Source organism: Shewanella mangrovisoli, assembly GCF_019457635.1.
In the GTDB taxonomy this organism is placed as follows: Bacteria; Pseudomonadota; Gammaproteobacteria; order Enterobacterales; family Shewanellaceae; genus Shewanella; species Shewanella mangrovisoli.
In genome coordinates this window covers 4,655,730-4,678,210 of sequence record NZ_CP080412.1, presented here as the reverse complement: position 1 = coordinate 4,678,210, position 22,481 = coordinate 4,655,730, and the positions used below count along the sequence as shown (strand labels likewise).

General features: G+C 49.4%; 21 protein-coding genes. 8 read left to right on the top strand and 13 right to left on the bottom strand.

The genetic code is table 11. From position 1 onward, the window contains the following. Positions 1–2: 2 nt before the first annotated feature. The 4 genes from K0H60_RS20330 (at position 3) to K0H60_RS20315 (ending at position 3,138) form a co-directional block, all read left to right on the top strand. Positions 3–740 carry a DNA-binding protein gene (locus K0H60_RS20330; RefSeq protein ID WP_220056870.1) on the top strand — a complete coding sequence of 246 codons (738 nt, stop codon included), beginning with the start codon at positions 3–5 and terminating at the stop codon, positions 738–740. A 7-nt stretch (positions 741–747) separates the two neighbouring features. Beyond that, positions 748–990: a hypothetical protein gene (locus K0H60_RS20325; protein WP_172590723.1), complete on the top strand. Its 243-nt coding sequence runs from the start codon at positions 748–750 to the stop codon at positions 988–990. Positions 991–1,207: 217 nt separating this feature from the next. Further along, positions 1,208–2,398 (top strand): cyclic di-GMP phosphodiesterase, encoded by a 1,191-nt coding sequence (locus K0H60_RS20320; protein WP_220056869.1) that lies wholly within the window; start codon positions 1,208–1,210, stop codon positions 2,396–2,398. 104 nt (positions 2,399–2,502) lie between these two features. Further along, entirely contained in the window at positions 2,503–3,138 is a 636-nt protein-coding gene (locus K0H60_RS20315; protein WP_220056868.1) for a paraquat-inducible protein A, read from the top strand. Between the two features lie 309 nt (positions 3,139–3,447). Here K0H60_RS20315 and K0H60_RS20310 read toward each other — a convergent pair whose 3' ends face one another. Genes K0H60_RS20310 through K0H60_RS20295 form a run of 4 tightly spaced genes read right to left on the bottom strand, consistent with a single transcriptional unit; the run spans position 3,448 to position 9,032 of the window. Beyond that, entirely contained in the window at positions 3,448–3,753 is a 306-nt protein-coding gene (locus K0H60_RS20310; RefSeq protein WP_220056867.1) for a DUF3240 family protein, read from the bottom strand. Continuing rightward, positions 3,750–6,803, bottom strand: coding sequence for an efflux RND transporter permease subunit (locus tag K0H60_RS20305; RefSeq protein ID WP_220056866.1), 3,054 nt, complete (start codon positions 6,801–6,803; stop codon positions 3,750–3,752). The genes K0H60_RS20310 and K0H60_RS20305 overlap by 4 nt, the downstream gene beginning before the upstream one ends. A gap of 1 nt (position 6,804) precedes the next feature. Then, the gene (locus K0H60_RS20300) at positions 6,805–7,833 is read right to left on the bottom strand and encodes an efflux RND transporter periplasmic adaptor subunit (RefSeq protein WP_220056865.1); all 1,029 of its coding nucleotides are present in this window, start codon (positions 7,831–7,833) and stop codon (positions 6,805–6,807) included. Further along, complete coding sequence (locus K0H60_RS20295) at positions 7,830–9,032, bottom strand: metal transporter (RefSeq protein WP_220056864.1); 1,203 nt, start codon at positions 9,030–9,032, stop codon at positions 7,830–7,832. The genes K0H60_RS20300 and K0H60_RS20295 overlap by 4 nt, the downstream gene beginning before the upstream one ends. Positions 9,033–9,176: 144 nt before the next feature. On the opposite strand from K0H60_RS20295, the gene K0H60_RS20290 reads away from it, so the two are divergent. Together K0H60_RS20290 and K0H60_RS20285 are read left to right on the top strand one after the other, a co-directional pair. Further along, the gene (locus K0H60_RS20290; RefSeq protein WP_011718776.1) at positions 9,177–9,722 is read left to right on the top strand and encodes a helix-turn-helix transcriptional regulator; all 546 of its coding nucleotides are present in this window, start codon (positions 9,177–9,179) and stop codon (positions 9,720–9,722) included. A gap of 112 nt (positions 9,723–9,834) precedes the next feature. Further along, positions 9,835–9,981 carry a hypothetical protein gene (locus K0H60_RS20285; RefSeq protein ID WP_083758005.1) on the top strand — a complete coding sequence of 49 codons (147 nt, stop codon included), beginning with the start codon at positions 9,835–9,837 and terminating at the stop codon, positions 9,979–9,981. 47 nt (positions 9,982–10,028) lie between these two features. Here the strand turns inward: K0H60_RS20285 and K0H60_RS20280 are convergent, their stop codons facing one another. Beyond that, a complete protein-coding gene (locus K0H60_RS20280) occupies positions 10,029–10,979 on the bottom strand; it encodes a YeiH family protein (RefSeq protein WP_220056863.1) in 951 nt (316 codons plus the stop codon). 265 nt (positions 10,980–11,244) lie between these two features. After that, a complete protein-coding gene (locus K0H60_RS20275) occupies positions 11,245–11,808 on the bottom strand; it encodes an aldolase/citrate lyase/malate synthase family protein (RefSeq protein WP_220056862.1) in 564 nt (187 codons plus the stop codon). Positions 11,809–12,016: 208 nt separating this feature from the next. On the opposite strand from K0H60_RS20275, the gene K0H60_RS20270 reads away from it, so the two are divergent. Next, complete coding sequence (locus tag K0H60_RS20270; protein ID WP_088212799.1) at positions 12,017–13,549, top strand: DUF3612 domain-containing protein; 1,533 nt, start codon at positions 12,017–12,019, stop codon at positions 13,547–13,549. Between the two features lie 440 nt (positions 13,550–13,989). Then, complete coding sequence (locus K0H60_RS20265) at positions 13,990–14,811, top strand: hypothetical protein (protein ID WP_220056861.1); 822 nt, start codon at positions 13,990–13,992, stop codon at positions 14,809–14,811. Positions 14,812–15,028: 217 nt separating this feature from the next. Here K0H60_RS20265 and K0H60_RS20260 read toward each other — a convergent pair whose 3' ends face one another. From K0H60_RS20260 to K0H60_RS20230, 7 genes are all read right to left on the bottom strand, one after another. Further along, the gene (locus K0H60_RS20260) at positions 15,029–16,276 is read right to left on the bottom strand and encodes a glutamate-5-semialdehyde dehydrogenase (RefSeq protein ID WP_011627648.1); all 1,248 of its coding nucleotides are present in this window, start codon (positions 16,274–16,276) and stop codon (positions 15,029–15,031) included. An 11-nt stretch (positions 16,277–16,287) separates the two neighbouring features. Continuing rightward, complete coding sequence (gene proB, locus K0H60_RS20255; RefSeq protein ID WP_011718769.1) at positions 16,288–17,394, bottom strand: glutamate 5-kinase; 1,107 nt, start codon at positions 17,392–17,394, stop codon at positions 16,288–16,290. A gap of 9 nt (positions 17,395–17,403) precedes the next feature. After that, the gene (gene putP, locus K0H60_RS20250) at positions 17,404–18,900 is read right to left on the bottom strand and encodes a sodium/proline symporter PutP (RefSeq protein ID WP_220056860.1); all 1,497 of its coding nucleotides are present in this window, start codon (positions 18,898–18,900) and stop codon (positions 17,404–17,406) included. A gap of 3 nt (positions 18,901–18,903) precedes the next feature. Next, on the bottom strand, positions 18,904–19,080 hold the full coding sequence (locus tag K0H60_RS20245) for a hypothetical protein (RefSeq protein WP_176400016.1): 177 nt from the start codon (positions 19,078–19,080) through the stop codon (positions 18,904–18,906). 324 nt (positions 19,081–19,404) lie between these two features. After that, positions 19,405–20,760: a glutathione-disulfide reductase gene (gorA, locus tag K0H60_RS20240; protein WP_220056859.1), complete on the bottom strand. Its 1,356-nt coding sequence runs from the start codon at positions 20,758–20,760 to the stop codon at positions 19,405–19,407. 167 nt (positions 20,761–20,927) lie between these two features. After that, positions 20,928–21,443 carry a hypothetical protein gene (locus K0H60_RS20235; RefSeq protein WP_220056858.1) on the bottom strand — a complete coding sequence of 172 codons (516 nt, stop codon included), beginning with the start codon at positions 21,441–21,443 and terminating at the stop codon, positions 20,928–20,930. Between the two features lie 95 nt (positions 21,444–21,538). After that, positions 21,539–22,327 (bottom strand): hypothetical protein, encoded by a 789-nt coding sequence (locus tag K0H60_RS20230; protein ID WP_220056857.1) that lies wholly within the window; start codon positions 22,325–22,327, stop codon positions 21,539–21,541. Positions 22,328–22,481 lie beyond the last annotated feature (154 nt).

The window sequence follows — 22,481 nt, the reverse complement described above, 5'->3', positions numbered from 1 at the left end:
CGATGAAAAATTGGCTTATTTGTATCGACGATACCGACGACATTGGCACTAAAGGCACAGGCGAGATTGCCGAGGAAATTGCACTATTACTCGCGCAAACCTCGGGGGGCAAGGCCTCCTTTGTGACGCGGCATCAGTTGTTTGTGCATCCAGATATTCCTTACACCTCCCACAACAGTGCCATGTGTTTTGCGTTGCAGTCGCCATTATCGCAGGCGGATATCCATCGTCTGGCGGTCGCGCATCTAGTGGCCGAATCGGCGCCAAAGGCGGATCCTGGCATTGCAATTTTGGATATCGATTCCGACTATGATGTGAATACGTTGATAGACTTTGGGCTCAGAGCCAAGCGCGAAGTGATCACCAAAGCGGCCGCTTATCAGCTTGCCGAGCAGTTACAGATCCAACTCACCGAGCACGGTGGTACTGGCCAGGGCGTGATTGGTGCTTTGGCGGGATTAGGGCTGCGTTTAATGGGCAGTGATGGGCGCGTTAAGGGGCAAATCAAACTCGGTCAGCTTGAGGAAGTGTCCCTCGAGTTAACTGTGGCAGAAATACTCGAACAGACAGGCCTCGATGCGGTAATGAGCACAGATAAAACCCGTTTAGCGGCGGATGAAAAGGTTCAACTCAAAGGCAAAGTGAAGGCCGTTTATCTTGAGCATCAATTTGTATTGCTCGTTAGCCGTGACGGTGAGCAGTGGCGTAATGCGGGCAAACAAGCATTGCAGGACTATTGAGGTGAAGATGAACCAGGAACTTCTCAACCAGTTTGAATACGAGACCGAACGTTGGATTTTTCGAGCGGGTTTGCAGCAATATCCTGAAGCAAGGCGAGCGGCACAGCTGTGTTCTCGCTTTGCGCCCGACGATGAGGATGAGCAGGTCGATGATGAAATGCGCTCTTGCTACAACTGCCAATATCGCCGCTGGATGGTGACAAGCTTCGAATGTATGATGCTAAAAAATACCGTATTATTAACCAATTAGCTCTTGGTTGAGCAATACCCCATCATTCTGCTTGGTTTTTATCTGGTTCTTTGATGCTCGTCATCAAAGCATATGGTGCTTTTCCCTCCCTCGGCTTAGAATGCAGGATAAACTGTCCTATACTACCAAGAGATAAGTCACAGCTAATATGCCCAATAGGGCGGCAAGCTGCGTAGTAAATAGCAGTCATTTTCTCTATGCCTTGGGGTTGCTAGATATGAGTGAGTCGGCAGAATCAGTTGACCTAATCAAATTGCCCGTGTCGCAATTGACACTGGGTATGTTTGTCAGCGCGATAGACAAAAGTGATCAAGGTCGGCTCGCGATTGCGAATGCAGGACAAATCAAGCATAAGGATGCGATTGCTAAATTAACGAGGAGTGGGATCAAATTTGTTTGGGTCGACACTGAGCGGTCGGCCGAACATTGCGGTTTTAAGCGCAAAGCCAGTAACGATGGGTCTGCTGGTGTTAAAAAGCCGTTAGCAACCCGCGAGAATCAGCAAAAGCAGGCACAGGTCATTCTGACTGAGGCTAAGGATTTGATCCGCAAAGTCTTGTCCGAAACCTTTGAGGGTAAGGCGATAGAGGTCGCCCCCTTCGAAGCCCTAGCCGACAGCATGATTGAATCGGTTTTATTGGATGAAGATGCACTGAGATGCATGTCAGCACTGCGTTCAAAGGATGCTTATCTGCTTGAGCATTCAGTGAATGTGGCCTTCCTGCTGGTGACTTTCGGTAAATACCTTAAACTCGACCGTTCAATTCTCAGGGAGATGGCGGTCGGTGGTATTTTGCATGATATCGGCAAGATTAAGGTCGATAACAAAGTTTTGCACAAACCTGGCAAACTCACCCCTGAAGAATTCGAACATATGAAGCTGCATCAAGTCTATGCACTTGAGATTATGAACGAAACAAAGGGCCTATCTCAGGTCAGTAAAGACGTTTGTCTGATGCACCATGAAAAGCTCGATGGCCGAGGCTATCCTCGGGGATTAAAGGGCGAGGAAATCCCGCTCCATGGTCGCATGAGTTGTATTGTCGATATCTTCGACGCCTTAACCGCCACTCGTTGCTACAAAGAGGCCATGAGCCCAGCGGCGGCCTTTAAGATCCTACTGAGTCTGACGCCATTCCACCTCGATCAAGAGCTGGTATACGAGTTTATTCGCTGCGTCGGCGTGTATCCTGTCGGCTCTTTGGTCGAATTGTCCGACGGACGCGTAGGTATCGTCTGGACCTCGAAGGACAGGGACGCATTACACCCGATCGTAAAATGTTTTTATTCTTTAAAAGCAAAACGTTATACCGATGTGGTTATGGTCGATCTACTCAAGTCGGATCTGCATATTGAACGAGGCGTGTCGCCAAGCTCGCTGGATATCGATCCTAAACCCTTCTACTGATGCCTATTGCCGCACCTGATATCTGCCACGATGTCAGGTGCCATTCATTGCCCCGATAAGGGGAAAGGCCGTACACTGAGCCAAAATTTCCCAAGGGCTTTGTTATGAACAGTGTACGCAATTCTCTTCTTCCCATTCTCGTTATTCTGCTGTCTTTGGCGCTGTTAATCCCTGGCGTAACTCAGCCCATTTTGAGTCTCAATGGCAGCATAGATAAGGCCAAACTCACCGAACAAGGGATTGAGCAGGTCGCACAAAGTTTCGATGAGGATTCGGGGCGCGACAGTGCCCGCGGCATGTTGAATATGGTCAGTGGCCTGTTGGGGCTGAATAATCTCAAGGGCGAGGTGGAGGTATTACAGCAAACACGCAGTATTTGGAGCACAGTCACCGAATTATATAATACCGGCAATGGCTTAGTGGCTGGGTTGGTGATGCTGTTTAGCATCATAATCCCCGCGGTGAAACTCAGTCTGATGCTAGTACAACAAACCGTGAGTTCGGTTGCGTTGCAGTGGCGCATTCATCATATGGTCTCTGCGCTGGCGAAATGGTCTATGGCCGATGTGTTTGTGGTGGCTCTGATCATTACCTTTTTGGCGGGCAATGCCTCGGGTGGCATGGGCGAAATGCTCAAAACTAAGGCGCAGTTTGAGAGTGGATTCTACTTCTTTACCGCCTACTGCATTCTCTCCATCGCCAGTGGTTACTTAGTACGTCGTCCAACTCCGATTCTGTAGTTATACCAATCGTATTAAATATCTGTTCATTCAGCGGGAGTTAAACGGGCTTTAGACAAGGCGAAGGCTTGAAGGCATAGTGGCGCTCTGTCGAAAGCCTTAAACGCAGTATAAAGCCCGTTCAACCCCGCCCCTTCGGGAGCCTCACAGGCATCTCACTCCCGTGTTACATTGACTTAAAAGGGAATAACCATTTCTTCGTCAAGGCGCCTTGAATTGAGATGCCTGTGGTGCTCTGAACTGATTAGATATTTAATGTGATTGGTATTAATCAAAGGGCATACAGCAGGTTCTGTATGCCCTTTATCGTTAGGAAAGCGTGCCGTTTTGATAGATGGGCATAATCCAATAACGACAGGGATTGTGTTTACAGACCTTTGCTAGTGCCTCAAGCAAAGCGGTTTGCTGGCTTGCAGGGTGCATAATCTCAAACTTACAAAACTCCCGATAACCTTCCACCTGTTCCTTGATATTGAAATGGCTGTGCTCTCGGCTAAATCCGCAAATATTGCCCAGACTAAAGCCGGATAAAAACTCCAAGTCAATCAGGGTATCGACTATATCGTCCTTGATATCGTTTTGGGCGATCAGGACTAGCAGTTGTTCGGTGCTCATCGGCGTTTCTCCAGCCAAAAATACAACATGGGCAGTAAATACAAGGTCGTGATAGTGGAGGTGAGCAAGCCACCGATCACCACAATGGCCAAGGGTTTTTGGATTTCAGCACCAGGACCCGAGGCGAACACTAAGGGGATTAAACCAAACATGGCGGTAGTGGCCGTCATCAGAATGGGTCTGAGTCGCCGTGCGGCGCCCTGTTCGACCCGTTCCCTGAGGCTACCGAATAAGTATTTGGTTTGTTCGTAATAACTGACCATCACTACGCCGTTCAGCACGGCAACACCCAGCAGGGCGATAAAACCCACCGAGGCGGGTACCGAGAGGTATTCCCCCGAGAGATACAAGCTGACGATACCGCCCATCATGGCGAACGGGACGTTGGCGAGGATTAATCCCGATTTTGCCAGCGAGCCGAAGGTGGTGAATAAAATCAAAGTGATCAGCGCGATAGCAATAGGGATCACCAGCAATAAATTGCTGGTGGCGCGCTGCTGGTTTTCAAACTCGCCACCGAAGCTGACGCTATAGCCGCTGGGCAGTTTGATCTCCTTGGCGATTTTGCTATTAAGCTCCTCCACAAAGCCCACAATATCCCGCCCTTGGACGTTGGTGGTGATTACCGAAAAGCGATTTCCCTGTTCCCGCTCGATAAGGATTGGGCCCTGTTTATAGCTCAATACCGCCACATCGCTTAGGCGTTTTAGGGAATGATCTGGCATTACCAATAACTGATTTTGCAGTTCGTTAATGTTGCTTATCTGCGCCTGATTATTAGCGATAAGCACGGGCGTGCGCTTCTTCCCTTGCAGCACTTCGGTAACAACCACGCCTTCGAGTTGGCTCTTGAGGTAGCGGGCAAACTCCATAGTGCTCATCCCAAACCCTCGGGCCAGCTCATTATCTAAGGTGAGATTGATAAAGGGGCTGCCTTCAATCATCGCCATCTTAACGTCGACGCTGCCCTGAGTGGCGGTGACCAGCTGTTCTATCTCACCGGTGAGTTTGCCTAAGGTCTCGATATCATTACCGAATACTTTTATCGCGACATCGCCAATGCTGCCAGTGAGCAATTCGGAGACGCGCATCTGTATCGGTTGCGTAAAGTTAAAGTTCACGCCGGGATATTTAAGCAGCGCAGTGCGGATGGCATCGATAAGCTGCTCTTTGGTCGCAAAACGCCATTCGCTGCGGGGCGCCAGCTCTAAAAACACATCGGTTTCGTTCAGCCCCATGGGATCTAAACCAATCTCATCGGCGCCGGTGCGCGCCACCATCTGCTTGATTTCAGGGATTTGGCTTAGTAGGGTTTGTTGGATCTGTTTATCGATAGCGATAGAGGCATCGAGGGAAATCGAAGGGGATTTCTCTAACTGGAGAATAATGTCGCCCTCATCTAAGGTCGGCATAAAGGTTTTCCCCACCAGACTAAACAGGCCGAGACTGACGATCAGCAAGCTAAAGGCGGTAAGCATAAAAGGTTTTTGCCAACCAAAGCAGGCTTTTAGGCTGACAAGGTAAAGATGCTTGAGCTTTTCGATGGCCTTAGGTTCTTTTGCGGCCTTCTCATTCACGAGATACGAGGCAATCACGGGGATAACGGTCAGCGATAACACCAGCGCCGACAGCATGGCAAACACTATGGTGATGGCGACTGGGGTGAAGAGTTTACCCTCTAAACCACTGAGGGTAAGCAGTGGCGAGAACACTATGATCACGATAACCGTGCCCGACACCACAGGAATGGCGACGTCTTTGGTGGCGCGAAAGATCAAGTGCAACCGCGGTAAACGCTGTTTAGTGGCGATTAAATTCACCATGTTTTCAACCACTACCACGGAGGAGTCCACCAACATGCCGATAGCGATAACGAGGCCACCGAGGCTCATCAGGTTCGCGGAAAGATTGAAGTTATCCATCATCAAAAAGGTGAACAGTGCGGCCAGCGGCAACGACAGGGACACCACTAACGCGGCGCGCACATTCCCTAAAAACAGCGCCAGCAATACGATGACCAGCACAACTGCCTCGAATAGCGCATGGGAGATGGTCTCGATAGCGGTATTGATCAAGTTAGCGCGGTCGTAAAAGGTGTTTATCTGGCTGCCTTCGGGGAGAGTCAGGCTGATTTGCACCAGCTTTTCTTTAATGTTGTTAACCACTTGTGCCGTATTGGCGTCCTTGAGGGCAATGATTAAGGCTTCGGCGGTTTCGTTGCCATCCTTAGTGACGGCGCCGTATCGCGCAAGGTGGCCAATCTGGATATCGGCGAGATCCTGCAAGCGATAGACCTTGGCATTATCGGCTTTGATCACTAGCTGTTTGAGCTCGTCGATATCATCGATGCGTCCCTCGGAGCGCACTATGATGGTGTCAGTGCCTATGGTGAGCTTACCGGCACCTTCGTTGTGATTATTCTCCACTATCGCCTGTTGCAGCGCGGCAAAACTCACGCCCGCAGCCGCCATCGCCGCAGGATTGGGGCTGATGCTAAAACTCTTGGCATAACCGCCAAGGATATTCACATCGGCAACGCCGGGCACTGTGCGCAGCAGCGGCCGAATTTCCCACTCGAGTAATTGACGTCGCTCCAGCAGGGAAAGATTGGGGTTTTCGAGTGAAAACATAAAGATTTCACTCAGCGGCGTGCTCATGGGCGCCACACCGCCACTCACGCCTTCGGGAAAACTGTCCCAGACCGCCGAGAGGCGCTCGCTCACCTGTTGGCGCGCCCAATAGATATCCGTGCCTTCTTCAAAATCGAGGGTGATATCGCTAATGGCGTACTTAGTGGTCGAGCGCAGAATCGATTGCTGCGGAATGCCGAGCAGCTCGGTTTCAATCGGGACAGTAATCTGCGCTTCGATTTCCTCCGGCGTCATGCCGGGAGCCTTGAGGATAATTTTCACTTGGGTTGGGGAAATATCCGGAAAGGCATCCAAGGGAATGGCAAACCAAGCGCGTGCACCAGCCAACATGAGGATCAGCGCCACAATCAGCACAAACAGTCGCTGAGTGAGCGAAAAACGGATCACAGAGGTGAGCATCTTATTCGCCTCCTAAACCGAGCATGATGCCTTTCACTGCGGCAACCGACTGAGATAGGACTTGCAGCTGGCTCAAGTCTTGATCGCTGGCGACCATATATTGCTCCGGCGTCGAGCCTAAAATATCGACCGTTAGTGCATTGAGCTGATTATCGGACTGAGTGAACACTTGGCTGTCTTGCTCCCAACTAAACACACTGTTTTTGGGCAGTAAATACACGGCTTTTTGATACTCGGGAACAACAGTCATTTGCTGACCTAACAATAGGTTACATTCCTGCGGCACCGCCGATGACCAAGCCGTGACAAAGGCGCCTTCGGCAATCGCCGACAGTGACTCAATCGCGATATGGCATTGATTAATATTGATGGCAGACAGGGAGTGGGACTGCCCTGTCGGCACATTCACTTTGATGCGGATGCTGTTATTGGGCACCAGTGAAAACAGTTGATCCCCGGCCATATAAGGGCCGCTGATGGCATTGAGTTTAACGATACCGTCGACGGGCGCGGCGACCACTAAGGAGTCGGTAGCCGCATCCGTGCTGTGGACGCGTTCCATAAAGTGCTGCATATGCTCGTATTCGAGGTGAGTCGTGAAATAGTCCTGACTGATCTCACGCCATTTTTCGGCGCTTATGCTGCCATTGGCGAGCAAAGGTTTGTTGCGCTCATAACGACTTTTGGCGAGTTGATACAGGCTCGCCGCGGCCTCGACTTGGGCGAGGTAGTGGAACACTTCTGGCCCTGTGAGTTTGACTATCGCTTGGCCTTTACTGACGCGCTGGCCTTGGCCGACGAGAAAGTGCACCTGCTGGATATTCTCGGGCGTGCTGATCCAGTAGTCATTGCCGGGGAGGATTTCAACCTGCGCGGGCAGTGGGCTGCCCTCATAACTGGCGACTCTTTGTGGCTGGGTGTAACTAAGGTCGAGATTGCCTAAGGCGCTAATGGCTAAGCTTTCGGCCTGCGCCGAACCTACAACACTCGCGGATAAACAGAGAAGGCATGCGCCGTACTTGGCCATCATAATGAAATTCCTAAGGCTTGTAGTTGTTGAGAATGCAGTTGTTGCAAGCTGACGCGGTTGAGCGCCAAGCGGGATTCGGTGTCGAGCGCTTCCATATAGCGGCGCAGCCAGACTTCATAACTCACCTGATCTTGATCTTTTACCTTGGCGAGTTCCTCGGTAATGGTGCGGCTGAGGGCGAGTGCTTGGGTGAGTAAGTGCTGTTGTTCGACGAGGTTAGTTTGCTGGCGGACTAATTGATCCCATTGGTTTTTAAGCTCGAGGGCGCTACGGTCAAGATTGAGGCTTTGCTCGGTATTTGCTTGTTGCCATTGGGATAAATCGCTCTGGGACAGCGCCGAGCCTAAGGTTAACGGCACTGATGCGGCTATGCCTAATTGCTGATCATCCACGCCAGCATCCGCGGTATTTTTTGCCGTGAGTGAGACGGTCCAAGGATCGCGCTCACCCGCTTGCTGAGTTTGGATCAGCAGCAGATGTTGCTGTTGTTGTAGCTTCAACAATTGCCATAGGGGGTGCTGGGCTAAGGCATCGGCGCCCTTGCCAAGCGGACGGTCAGTTTCCTCTATCACGCTTGGCATCTGTTCTTGGCCCGTCAGTTGTTGATACAGGGCTAAAGACTGAGCTTGTTGCTGCAGAATGTCGGCGCGGCTTAAGGCGATATCGACACTTTCCCGCTCCAGCAGGAGAGTGTTGGTCAGTGGCAATTCCCCCGCATCGGTTAGTTGTTTTTGCTGGCGATGGAGTTTATCGAGCAACTGCTGTTTGCGCTCAAGCTGCGCCAGTTTGACTTCGCTCTGGCGGTATTCCCACAGGCTCTGCCTTAATAATCCCGAGAGATACAAGCCTTGCAGGGCCGTTTGTTGTTGATGGATTTGCTCGGCGAGCTGTTTTATTTGCTTATCGCTGCTGTGTAGTGCGGGCGATTTAAATGGCAAATTGACTGAGAGTTCCTGCTCGTAGCTGTTACTATTATCCAAACTCCCGAGATGGCTTAAGCTGACGCTCGGCAGGCCTGTGAGCCAGGTCGAGCTGGTTAAATTGGCCGCTTGAGTATTCGACGAAGTGATATGAGCCAACCTCGCTTGGCTGCTCGAAAGCGTTTGGGAAAGTTCGGCTTCCGCCGCAAGACACAGGAAACTACTGCCGACTAAGCTGGTCAACAGACATAACTTGATACAAGACGAACTGACAGACATAACATGATTCTGTGGTATTAAACAATGCTGTCAGTGTAGGGATTGACGGCTGAAAGTCGTCGGGGACCTGTATCATAAATCCGCCTATGGTACATATGTCCTATAAAATAATTGATTGATTTTGCTTTTATTTAGGAGTTTTAGATGAAGGATATTGTCATTATTGGTCTGCTGGCACTCATCATGTGCTTTAAGCTTTTTGACATTAGTTCCGACATTCAATTAGGCATTCCGCAATGGCATTTAGTGCAGGAAGCCATACTCTTAGTGCTCACCGCAGTCGGGGCCATCTACCTCAGTTACGATTTAATTCGCCGCTCGCGCGAAGTTAAAGCCTTAGCAAAACGCCTCGAGTACGCCGATAAAAAAATCGACAATATGTCGACCCAAATGCGTTCCGCGAGACAGGAATACAGCCAAGCCGTCGCAAACCAGTTTGATACTTGGGGTTTTACCAAGAGCGAGCAGCAAGTCGCGTTTTTATTGCTCAAGGGGCTGAGTTTTAAAGAAATTGCCGAAGTGAGGCAGACAAAAGAGAAAACCGTGCGCCAACAGGCGTCGACCATTTATGGCAAGGCCGCCGTGGATGGTCGCCACACCTTTTGTGCTTGGTTTATGGAGGATTTTATTCAAGAACATAACCAAGAACTGGCGGCAAACGAGTCCGATAGCGCCCATAAAGCCGCTTAATCTAAACGCTCAGGCTTAGTTGTTATAGCTATTTGTTATTGAAAATCGATATTGGCTGGCTTTTTGGTTCTAAACAATAATGAGCATCCCCTAAGTTTGTCGGAGGATGCAATTGAAAAACTCGCTGCTGATTGTGTTTTGCCTTATTGCCTTGGTTGCATCCACGCAAACCACAGGATTACTCCGCTCGCTGATCGAATTTTCCGCCTTTTTAGGCGTACTGGGGTTGGCTTGGCGGATTAAACCCAACGCCGAGTAGGCTTCCGCATCAGTGTGTCAATTTAAGCCGCTTAGCTTAAATCCAATCTATTGAAAATACAGAATATAACCTAAAGACGTTACCCCAATCGCCGCCCACAGAACCACGCCCAGCAGCAAAGGCTTAGGGCCGCTCGCCCGCATTTTTTGCACCGTAATCCCCGCGCCAATCAAGAATAGACACAGAACCAAGGTACGTTTCGACACCATAAACAGCGTGTCGTAGAGCGGCTGAAACTGCGGCAGCCAATGGGCGATTGCGATCGCTAAACAGTAAAATCCGATAAAATACGGTAGGTTAAGCTTACGTTTATCGCCGCCAAAGATCAGCGCACTGACAAGGGCGATAGGGATAATCCACAGTGCGCGCGCCAGTTTAATGGTCGTTGCGGTTTTAAGTGCTTCATCACCATAGGCAGAGGCCGCGCCGACGACTGAGGAGGTGTCATGAATCGCGATGGCACTCCACACGCCAAAATCGTATTGGCTCATATTGAGCAAATGCCCGAGGGCGGGGAATAAAAACAAAGCCACCGAGTTGAGTACAAATACACAGGCTAATGCGGTGGCGGTTTGGTCTGGTTTGGCATTAATGGCGGGTGATACGGCGGCAATGGCGCTGCCGCCACAGATGGCGGTGCCAGAGGCGATTAAGTGCCCTGTGATCGGGTCAAACTTCAGGGCGCGAGTCACCATAAAGCCTAAGATCAGCGTAAAAATAATCGAGCCGACAATTAATCCGAGGTTATGGCTGCTGGCCGCAATCGCGGCATTGAAGTTAATGCCAAAGCCTAAGCCGATAATCGAATAGGACAGTAATTTTTTGGTGAGGGCGGCGATATTCCAGTCGTTTGGCACCCAACCTAGGCTGGCCAAGGTAAAACCAAGCACAAGCGCCATAGGGGATGAGATAACAGGCGCGAGACACAGTAGCGCGGCGCAGATAAACACAAGGCGATGGGGTTGCTTAAGTTGCGAGACTATCGATGAAAAATTCATAACGCCTTAGGTTTGCGACTGAGTGTTATCGTTCCAATCTTGGGTTTTCAGCTCCATCCACATAGGCATGGATACTCGAATAAGCCAATCGAACAAGCATTGGGACGCTGACAAAGACGGGCATTATAACGATTGGGTTCAGCTTCAATAAAATCAATTTAATTTATTTTGTGAGTCAATTTTATTGAGTCTTAATGGGTAGGTAGGTTTGAAGTAAAAAAAGGAGAGTCGCCGACGGCAGCTCTCCCGTGAAAATATGCGGAATTTAGAGATTTACGATACGTTGCAGGCTGTAGTCGCCACCATCTTTAGCGGTAAACAGCTTGTCTTGAATATCGTTAGCGCTTGGCATTCCCGCGTGTAACAGGCTTAACCAGTGGCGCGAGGTGGTGTTGCGTGTCTCTGTGGGTTTGGCGGCTAGCTCAACGGGCGTTTCGATTTGCACATCTTCCAAATTCGCTAAATCCCGTGCGCCTATCATGCCAGTGCGGTCGAAACATAACTCTACATGGCTGCCTTGGTCCTGCAACACTATGGCGCTTGGCGCATCTTTAGTGCCGTTGAAGGCAACAAACTGCTTGGTTTGGCGTAATCCGCTGTGGCTGCCGTCGGCAAAAAATGCCAGCAGATGTTGGTAGTAAACCACATAGCTGATCACATCCTGGTGCGAACCCGCATCCAGTGGGAAATGACGGTCGAGGAACTGCTTCGCCTGGGCCAGTTTTTCATGCTCGGCCACGTTCACTTGGGCGACGGCAAGCACTTCTTCTGCGATGAAGCTGTTTAGATTCGGTTGGATCTGGTGGCTATTGATAATTGACATATTCATCGCTGTATCCTCTACACATTCAAATTAAAAATTAGGGCCTTGATTTCACTTCTAATGGTTCAACGTTTGTCTTCAATTTGGTTTGTCCGACAGAGTTAATGGTTAAGCAGTGTCAGGTGGATAACCTGTCTCGATTGCTTAATTTGTAGTCTAGTCTTTTTTTGACTACAATTTCACAATAAAAATTTTACAATGTGAATTTTACAAAATGCGCAATGACCAGAGCTTGATGAGAAAGTCACATTTCCTAGGGACAAAAATACGTAACCTACGGAAACGTAACAATTTAACCATGGAAGATTTATCGGCACGTTGCATCCGCGTCGATGCGGGCAGTGCGCCCTCTGTGTCATATTTGTCGATGATCGAGCGTGGAAAACGCGTACCCAGTGCCGAAATGTTGGCCGTGATTGCCACGGTTTTTCAAAAGGATGTTGACTGGTTTTTAGACGACGTGCCCGAGGAAAGTGCCATCACGCCGGACAAAGGCCGCCGTGGTGGGATTAGCGGCATGGCGCTCGAACCCAGCTTTTTGTTTTCAAATGATATTTTGCAAATAGCCATCCCTGAAATGCTATCCCAGACTGGGATCTCGGGCCGGCAATTTGCCCACTTATTAATCCGCGCCCATCAGGAACATCATCAAAACCATTTCCCCGATCTTGAGCGTGCCGCCGAAGAGGTTGGGTTAAAACGTATGCCCTTATCCCTCGAGGAGATGCTGGATATTGCCAAGGGCGTAGGCTTAAAAATTAAATGGATAGATAGTACGCCCCAGGAAGTGATCGACGAGCGCGGCGTAAGCTCTCATCAGTTAGTGACTTCCTTCTTCGAGCCGCCCAGCACAATTTACATCAATAAAGTCCTTAAAAATCGCCCCAGTCGACTGAAGTACGATCTCGCCGCCCATATCGGCCATTGCGTATTGCACAACAAGGATGGGCTTAAGAGTGTGATGATCTCCGGCCGTAAATTGGAGATGGATGAAGAAGTGACGATGCAATCTAATACACTGAACGCACAAGATATTTTACATGCGTGGCGCGACTTTGAGTCAAGCTTTTTTGCCGGAGCCTTGTTATGTCCTAAGGTGCCCTACCGACAGCTACTCGACCGCCACGGTTACGAAATTGAGGTGCATAAGCAGCTGCAAGTGTCGGCCTCGGTCGCCATGCGGCGGATGACTGTCGTATCGCCTTATCCCCATTGGCATTATTTTGATGCTTACGCGCCGGGCAAACTCAAAGCAGTTTACCGTGGCAATGGTATTCCCCTGCCTTGGGGCAACATGCGGCTGGTGGAAGACCCTTGCCAGCACTGGGCGGTGTTTAGAATGATCAGCGAGCCTTCAGTTGGGACATCCGCGCAAATTTCGATTTTAAATGTAGGCAATGAGCCACGGATTTACTGCTGCGAGTCGATTAAGGTCGAAGACTCGGCGGGCAACCCCCATGTGCTCTGTGCCGGTATCGATTTGAATCCGGCCATTGAAGCCCAAGGCAAAGATGCGCTCTCTATCGCCCATGATTTAAAAGCCGCCTGTGTCTCTGGCGGCGGCTCGGTCGCGATTCCCAAGCATATTAAAAGCGATCTAGTCAGCGTGGCTAAGATATTGAATATCAACTGGATTGAGCGCGGTATTAAAAATGATGCCCGACTGATTTGCTCCCGCGGCGCCGTCTGCCCACGGCAACCCAGCTGTTATCAAGCGGGTAAATCGCAGTGTGATGGGGCAACGTAAATCACTATTTGATTTACGTTGAGTTTTGCGGCCTTACGGCCGAGAAAGTCGTGGGGCTTCACCCCACACCCGACCAAGGAGGACTGCTCGTCCTATCCTCCTTGGATGCTCCATGACGCCCCAACGGAGTTGAAAGCCCCTTGTGCTCATAGCCAAATTTGCTATCGCTTCCGAAGGATGCGTCCATGCACCTGCGAAAGCTAGCTCGCCATCCATGGCGAGACTCACGCAATTTGTCTATTCGCCCTGCGGCAACTCCGAGGGGAGTCGTATTCTGCGGCATTAGAGGTGAAACTATGTCAAAAAAACAAAGCCTTGAAAAATATTCTAGGCAGATGATAAGTTGCTGCTAAAACTAAACATTTATCAAAAAAATAACATTTAAGATGTTTCTAATGGGTTTCACGAGAAATCTAATAATGCACTGTTAAGGGATATACATGGAAGTCAGGAACGTAATAGAGATAGATTTCAGTCAGAAACTTGAAATCAAAATTAATAACCAATCCCCTGTAGTGCTGACAGATCTTACAATGTCGCTTCTCAGTATTAGTCAGCAATATCATAGATTTATCGAGTCTGAAACTAACCAAGACTACAACCCTAGTACGGAGCTTTTTGTAAAAGAAGTTCGCACAGGCTCGATCATTGTCGAGCTGGTAGCTCTTACGATGCCAATTCTCCCATTAGTATGGAATGGTGGGTCGCTCTCTGAGTGGACAACTCAGGCTAAAGCTGTCATCGATTGGCTACTGGGTAAAGTGGGCACGCCGCCGAAAGAGATATCCAAGCAAGACTTGAAACAATGGAAAAATATTCTAGAGCCAGTAGCAAAAGACCATGGTTCTCAACTTAATTTCACCGTATCTGACGGTGGAACTGTAATTAACCAGTTTTTTATAAACTCTCAAGAAGCCAGTGCCGCCCAAAATACAATTCAGCGCCAACTCGAGCGTCTTGAAGAGCCTGATGATCACATTCATAAAAATAAGGTAATGTACTGGTATCAAACAAAATTTGATACAGAGTCCCATACTGGCGATAAGGCGACAATTGAAGATATTTCAAAAAAACCGTTAAAAGTAATATTTGAAAATAACGCAGTGAAAGAAGCTATGCTTGCAGGGGATGAGCGGTTTGCTAAGCCTTGGCACAAGCTTGCATATGTCGTTGATGTTGAAGTTCAGACAATAAATAGTGTGGCAAAAATGTACACTATTCTTCGTTACCACCAAGAGCATACATTTGACCCATTAGAATAAAAATATATTTCAATTAAATTAAGTAATTATATTTTTGTTTAGTTTCTGTAGGTGTTTAGTTTCACGCATACTTTAAGATTAAGCACTGGCATGTAAGTGACCGTTGGTGGCATGGATGCCGCCGTCGAGCCTATAGGGATATATTCACGGCGAGTCACTGGAATGCCAGTGCTTAATCATTCACAAGGCTTTAGTAATTGCTTTGGAAGTAAGAAAGCTAAGCCCTAATCTGTCCTGTGCCTGAAACCAGATATTTTTCAGTGGTTAAGGCTTCGAGTCCCATGGGGCCGTAGGCATGCAGCTTAGTAGTGGCGATACCGATTTCGGCGCCGAGGCCGAGTTCGCTGCCATCGGAAAAGCGTGATGAGGCATTCACCATAACGACCGAGGCATCCACTGCGCGTTGAAAGCGGGCGGCGGTGAGTTCATTGTCGGTGCAAATCACCTCGGTATGGTGGCTGCCAAACTTAGCGATATGTTGGGTGGCGACCTCAAAACTGTCGACTTGGCGAATGGCGATTTCTAAGTCCAAGTATTCTTGGCCAAAATCTTCTTCTGCCATATAAGTGCAGGCGTCGAAATACGCGGCGGCCGGAGGACATGCATTGATTTTAACTTGATGCTCGGCTAGTGCTTTGGCGACGCGGGGCAAGAATCGCGGTGCGATATCCTTATGCACTAACAAGCCTTCGAGGGCGTTGCATACGCCTGTGCGTTGGGTTTTACCATTAAGCAGCAAATCCAAGGCGATATCTTGATTGGCGTCCTTATCCACATATAAATGGCACACGCCCTTAAAGTGCTGAATAACCGGAATGCTACTGTTTTCAGTGACGTAATTAATCAGTCCTTCGCCACCGCGGGGGATGATCACATCGATAAATTCCCGCTGCTGCATCAGTTCGAGCATTAGGGCACGGTCAGGATCGGGGATCACGCTGATAAGTGCTTTAGGCAAGCCATAGGCGGTCAGTACCGCCTGTAAAATGCTGGCGATCACTTGGCTGGTGTGTAGCGCTTCCTTACCGCCACGCAGGATCACCGCATTGCCGGATTTAAAGCACAATGCGCCGGCATCGGCGGTGACATTAGGGCGCGCCTCATAAATCATACACACCACGCCGAGTGGCACGCGCATCTTACTGATAGATAAACCATTGGGGCGTTTACCGATAAAACGCTCACGCCCAACGGGATCGGGCAGAGCGGCGATGGTTTCGATTCCTTGCGCCATCGCCTCGATGCGGTGTTGGTTCAGCGTGAGGCGATCGACCATTGCAGGGCTTAAGTTATCCTGAGTCGCTCGGTGCACGTCAATTAGGTTCGCGCTTTGGATTTCATAACTTTTTTCCCTTAATGAGCGCGCCATATCCAGTAATACGGTGTTTTTAAGCGACTCATCGAGTTGGGCGAGTGTGCGGGCCGCATGGGCGGCATCGGCAGATATTTGTTTAATTAGGCTCATAGTTTCTCCACTCAAATGGATTTAAGAATGGCGATATTCTTATCGGAAATGATGGGGCCGGTTTTTTGCTGGAATTCACTGGCAAACGCCTGATCATCCTGCTCGGTAATAAAGCTCAGTAGGCAACTGCTGTAGTTAGATTTGGCTTTCGCCAACTTAGTGCCATCGCCTTTACGCACCAGAATGGTGTCGCCTACTGAGAAATCCCCTTTGACTTCAACCACATCATCGCTGGTTAATTGCTCGCTGTGCTGATCGAGTGCGAGGTCAAAATCATCCTCGACGATCACTTCGCCCTGCGCCTGCGAGGTGTGGGTCATCCAATGCAAATGCTCCTGCATCGGTTTTTCGTAGGGGGTAAAGAGGGTGCCCGGATTTTGCCCCTTTAGCAGTTGGCTAAAGGAATCGGCATTAAAGCCATTGATAATAAAGGTCTCAATGCCGTGGGAAATGGCTTTTTCGGCGGCTTGGATCTTAGTGCGCATGCCTCCGGTGCCAACATCGCTGCTGACGCCTCCCGCCATGGCATAGATATCGGCATTGATTTCAGTTACTTGCTTTATCAACTTGGCATTGGGATGCTCGTGGGGATTTTGATCGTAGAGTCCATCCACATCCGAGCAAATCACTAAGGTGTCGGCATCGGCCGCAGCCGCCACCATGGCCGAGAGATTATCGTTATCGCCAACCTTGAGTTTGTCGGCGGTCACGGCGTCATTCTCATTGATAATCGGCATTAAACCGTGTTCGAGCAGGCTAAAAATAGTGTCTCGAATACTGATATAACGCTCGCGATTACGTAAGTCGCCATGGGTCAGCAGCAGTTGGGCGGTAGGAAAATCAAATAGCTTATTCCACGTCGCCATCATATCCGCCTGACCCGCGGCCGCCATGGCCTTTTTGACCGTGACACTCGGCTGAGCTTGGCCCTCAAAATGATGCCACCCAGCGGCAACCGAGCCGGATGAAACCAATACCACTTGAATACCTTGGACACGGCAATAAGTAATAAACTGCGCGATCCCCAAGAGATAATGACTACTGCAACCTTGCTTGTGGGGCGCGATTAAGGCGCTCCCCACTTTGACGACGATACGTTTACGGGGAGAGTCTGTCATAACGCCTCCTTAGCTTTCCTCGGCCAGTACACGACCAGCCTGATGGAACTGCTTAGTGGTTTTAGCGCACGGGTCGTTATCGAATTTGCTCACCAGATAAATCACTGTGCTGCTGACACCAAAGCCTGGGATCATCTCATACACTAAGCTACTCAATGCCTTACCATCGGCAAGCACGGGGGCATAAATCCAAAAGAGTACCGTGAGCGCGCCCGAAATAATCCCCGCAATCGCTGCCTTATGGGTGAGATTGGCTTTATACAAACTAAACAGCACCAGTGGACCGAAGGCGGCACCAAAGCCTGCCCACGCATTACTCACGAGGGAGAGGATGCTGTTAGAGCGATCAAGCGCCAGCAACGTTGCGACAATGGCAACACCAGCGACCCCGTAACGACCCATTTTCACCATCTCTTGCTCGCTCGCTTGTTTCTTCGAGAGGGTGCGATAAATATCTTCGGTCAACGAACTCGACGAGACTAATAACTGCGATGAAATCGTGCTCATAATGGCTGCGAGAATTGCTGCCAGCAGGAAGCCGCTGATTAAGGGGTGGAACAGTAGCTCTGAAAACACGATAAAGATGGTTTCAGGATCCGAAAGCTTCATGCCAAATTTATTGGCGTAGGCGATACCGACCAAGCCCGTCGCTAGGGCGCCGATAATGGTCACTGTCATCCAACTGATGCCGATGCGGCGTGCGGTTTTAATATCGGCGACCGAGCGGATCGCCATAAAACGCACAATAATATGCGGCTGGCCGAAGTACCCGAGTCCCCACGAGAGGCTGGAGATTAAGCCAAGTAGAGTCACATTTTGCATCGCGTCGGTAAAATGCGGGATCGACTGATAGGCAAAGTTCATCATACGATCTGCGCTGGTAAATTCTTGATATGCCACGAAAGGTACTAAGACCAAGGCGACAAACATAATGCAGCCTTGCACAAAGTCGGTAAGGCTAACGGCTAAAAATCCCCCCAACAGAGTGTACGACACCACGACGGCTAAGGTGACGACTAGGCCAATATCGTAGTTCAGCCCAAAGGCGGATTCGAACAACTTGCCGCCTGCGACTAATCCCGCCGAGGTATAGAGGGTGAAAAAGATCACTATGATGGCGGCGGCAATTATACGAATGCTGTTATCGGCCTGACCAAAGCGTTTGGCGAAGAACTCAGGAATCGTCAGCGCGTTATCGGCGACCTCAGTGTAGACCCGCAATTTAGGGGCGACAACCAGATAATTGATTAGAGCACCAATTAATAATCCGAGGGCGATATACAGGGTTTCAAACCCCACTAGGAACATGGCGCCGGGCAGGCCCATCAGCATCCAGCCACTCATATCCGAGGCGCCAGCCGAGAGAGCCGTTACGTGCGGACTCACTTGGCGGCCACCTAAAATGTAACCAGAGACATCATCGGTCGACTTACGATAGGCGAACAAACCAATAGCGAGCATGGCAATAAAGTAAATTGCCAATGAAACGTAAGAGAGGGAATTCATCGATTATTTTCCTCCTAACGCTTTGTTATTTTGAATGAAGCTCGGTTTCAAAATGACAAAGAGATAGGTACTTAGAATGGCGAACAGGCAGAAATATTGTAGTGTTCCATGAAGGCGTTCCCGGGTGGAACGGATGATCTGTGAGATGGGGTTTTCATCTGTAGCATGCTTAGCTGACATAATGCCTCCTTGTTTTATTTAAGATGAATAATAGTTAGTGCTATAACTATAATAAGATCTTTATTAGTGAAATATCAAGTTGAAATGCCCAGTTTGCATGCTTTTGGTTGGCGTAAAACAAGGGAAATTGATTTGAATACTGATAAATTTACCTGTGCATTTAATGGTAAATTGGGGCGAAAGAGCTGGATGTTAAGTGCGGATACATAAGCTTGATGGCTTAGCGTTGAACATAAAAAAGCGGCGCTGAGAATATCAGAGCCGCTTCGATAAAATGCAATATTCACAGGCTATAGAGCCTGATTTAAGGCTTGAGTCATGCGCTTAGCGCATAGTCACAAATTCCTCAGCACCAGTGGGGTGGATGGCGACAACGGCATCGAAATCGGCTTTGGTGGCGCCCATTTTCATGGCGACACCAAACCCTTGGAGAATTTCGTCCATACCAAAACCAATGCCATGAATACCCACGACTTTTTCTTCTTTACCCGCGCAGACTAGCTTCATTTTACAGGCCTGACGGTGGCTAGTGACGGCGGTATACATTGAGGTAAAGCCTGAGGTGTAAACCTTTACATTATCATCACCGTATTGCGCGCGGGCTTCTGGCTCGGTTAATCCCATAGTGCCAATCGGAGGATGGCTGAATACCACGGTTGGGATTTGGCTGTAATCCATTTTGACATCGCTCATGCCGTTGAATAGGCGCTCAGAGAGTAAACGACCGGCCTTAACTGCAACGGGAGTCAGCTCCACACCGCCCGCCATAATATCGCCCACGCAATAAATGCCTTTGTGGGTGGTATTTTGCTGCGCGTCGGTAATCACATAACCTTTGCTATCCAGTTGCACCTCGGTGTTTTCTAAACCGATATTGCCTGTTGCTGGTGAGCGGCCAATGGCCCAAATCAGGCAATCGACGGTCACGCTTTCGCCATTCTCCAGATTTAGAGTCAGGCTGTCGTCGGCATTTTTGACCACAGATTGTGGGACGCTGTTAGTGTGCAGGGTTGGGCCTTCGGTCTTCATGGCATCGACTAGGGCATCGATTAGCATAGGATCGAAGTTACGCAGCGGCGCATGTTTACGCACAAACAGGTGAGTCTCACTGCCAAGTGCATGTAAAACGCCCGCGACTTCGACGGCGATATAGCCTGCACCGACGACAGCGACACGTTTAGGTTGTTCGCGCAGGGCGAAGAAACCATCGGAATCAATACCGTATTCCGCACCCGGAATGTTTGGGATAGTTGGCGCGCCGCCAGTGGCGATCAGGATATGGTCAGCCGTGTAGTGCTCACCATTTACTTCAATCGTGTTGCCATTAACGAAGCGGCCATAGCCATTCAGCAGGGTGACTTTGTTATTGGTAAAGCCGCGACCGTAGGCCTCGTGGATACGACCGATATAGGCTTCGCGGCTGTTCACTAAGGTGTTCCAGTCGAATTTGTTGACTGAAACATCAAATCCATAATCTTTGGCGTAGAGGTTCATGGCTTCGGCGATATGCGCGCCATACCACATGACTTTTTTAGGTACGCAGCCCACGTTTACGCAGGTGCCGCCAACATGTTTTGCTTCGATGAGTAGAACTTTAGCGCCACGCATGGCAGCTCGGTTAGCTGAGGCGATACCGCCGCTGCCTGCGCCTAGGCTGATATAGTCAAAATGTTGAGCCATGAGTTTCTCCGTCTAACTCTAAGAATGAGGTGCTTATTAGCAGAAGGTCATTGTAGGTTGGAATGGGTTTGCAGACCAGCCCATTAGGTTGCTTTGCTATAGACCTTGTTTTGCCGCCAAAAATCTCAGCAAAGCACCTACTTTATCTTTGGGCGGTTAGCTCAAACTTAACGGCGATATTGGCAACGATAGTGATCGTCTTGGTTTGGCCCTTCGGCGCCGCATTTGAGGCATTGCCATTCCTGCTGACGGGCACTGAGTTCATCGGTCTGATAGCTCGCGGCTTTGTCGGGGCGGTTGCCAATCTGGGTTTCGAGTTGTGACATGCGGGCATTGAGCCAACGACAACTGGGGTTGTTAGCGACTCTCTCTCGGCTGGCGAGTTGTTGCTTGCGGCTCTGCTTTTTCTTTTTCGATGACGTCGACTTTGCCTTATGGGTATTTGTTTTCGCAGGCACATTGTCAGTATCTATGACGGGAGATTGGTAATCTAAGGCGCTTTGTTGAGTCGGGATCGGGAGCGGTTTCCCTTCACTATCGAGTAGGGTTCCTAAAGGTAGGGGCTCAGTTGTGGCTTGTTTGGATAATGCTCCTAACTCAGGCTCGGCAGCAAATGATGATAAGCCATAAAATATCAATAAGATAAATGCGTTAGACAGCCATTTTATATGATGAGTTAACATTCCCTGTTCCTCGCCCATGCTGAGTCGTTCCATCGACTTCTTGAGTGTAGTTAGGGCGAGAAGAGTTTGCCAAACGGAGAAGCGTGCTTAAAAACTTAGAAACTCATATTAAAGTGGACACCCGCATAGGTTTGATCCTGCGAGCTAAAGTCGCCATTGGCGGCCGCTTCTAGTTCAATATCGTCCTGGGCAATGCTGTGGCTAATATGGCCACTGAGACTCATATTATCGGCCAGATCATAATTAGCCTCCAAACCAAATTGGAGGTGATTACGGCCATTGTGTTCTTCTGTTCGATATTTAAAATCAAGCCCTTGGGTTATATAAGGCGCGAGAGTAAAGCTTTCACTCAGTTGCCAATAACTGTGTAGACTCAGCTCGACAAAATAGCCTGCCGCCTCGGTGGAATACACATAACTCACCGAGGGCACTAACCAAGGGGCGGCGGTGTAGGCTAATTCTGCGAACAGTTCGTTATCCTGACAGCGACTGCTGCTATAACCTTCAATCCGCTGATAGCCCAGATTCGCCTCTAAGTGTTCGCTAAGGTTTAACGCGTATTCGAGACCAATGTTCCACTCGGTATAAGCTTGGCTATCGCCGCGTCCGACAAGGGCGTAGGTGGTGAGATTGCCGTATTGGACGCTAGCATTTAGCCAATAAATTCCGCCCTCGGCCAGATTATTGCGCCCCTGGGACACATATTTGCTATCCCAACCTAAGTCTAGATTCGCGGCCCAAGGTGCTGTGGTTGCTGCGGGTAATACGCTGCTTGAGACACCTTCGGTTTGCACTAAGCTCTCGTTCGCCAAGCACGGGTGACTCAAGTAAATGACGCTAATCACGCCGACGGCACTAAGGATGGGATGAAGTGAAGCTGCCATATTTAAGCCAATCTGATAAAAGATGCGGAATATGTGCAGATATTAACTCAGGCGAATATGATCGTTAATGAGAATGGATTCGATTTGCGATCAGCTCGTCAAGATTGAATAAGTAAATTTGGTGTAAATCTTAATTGTGAACTGGTTCGCTTTT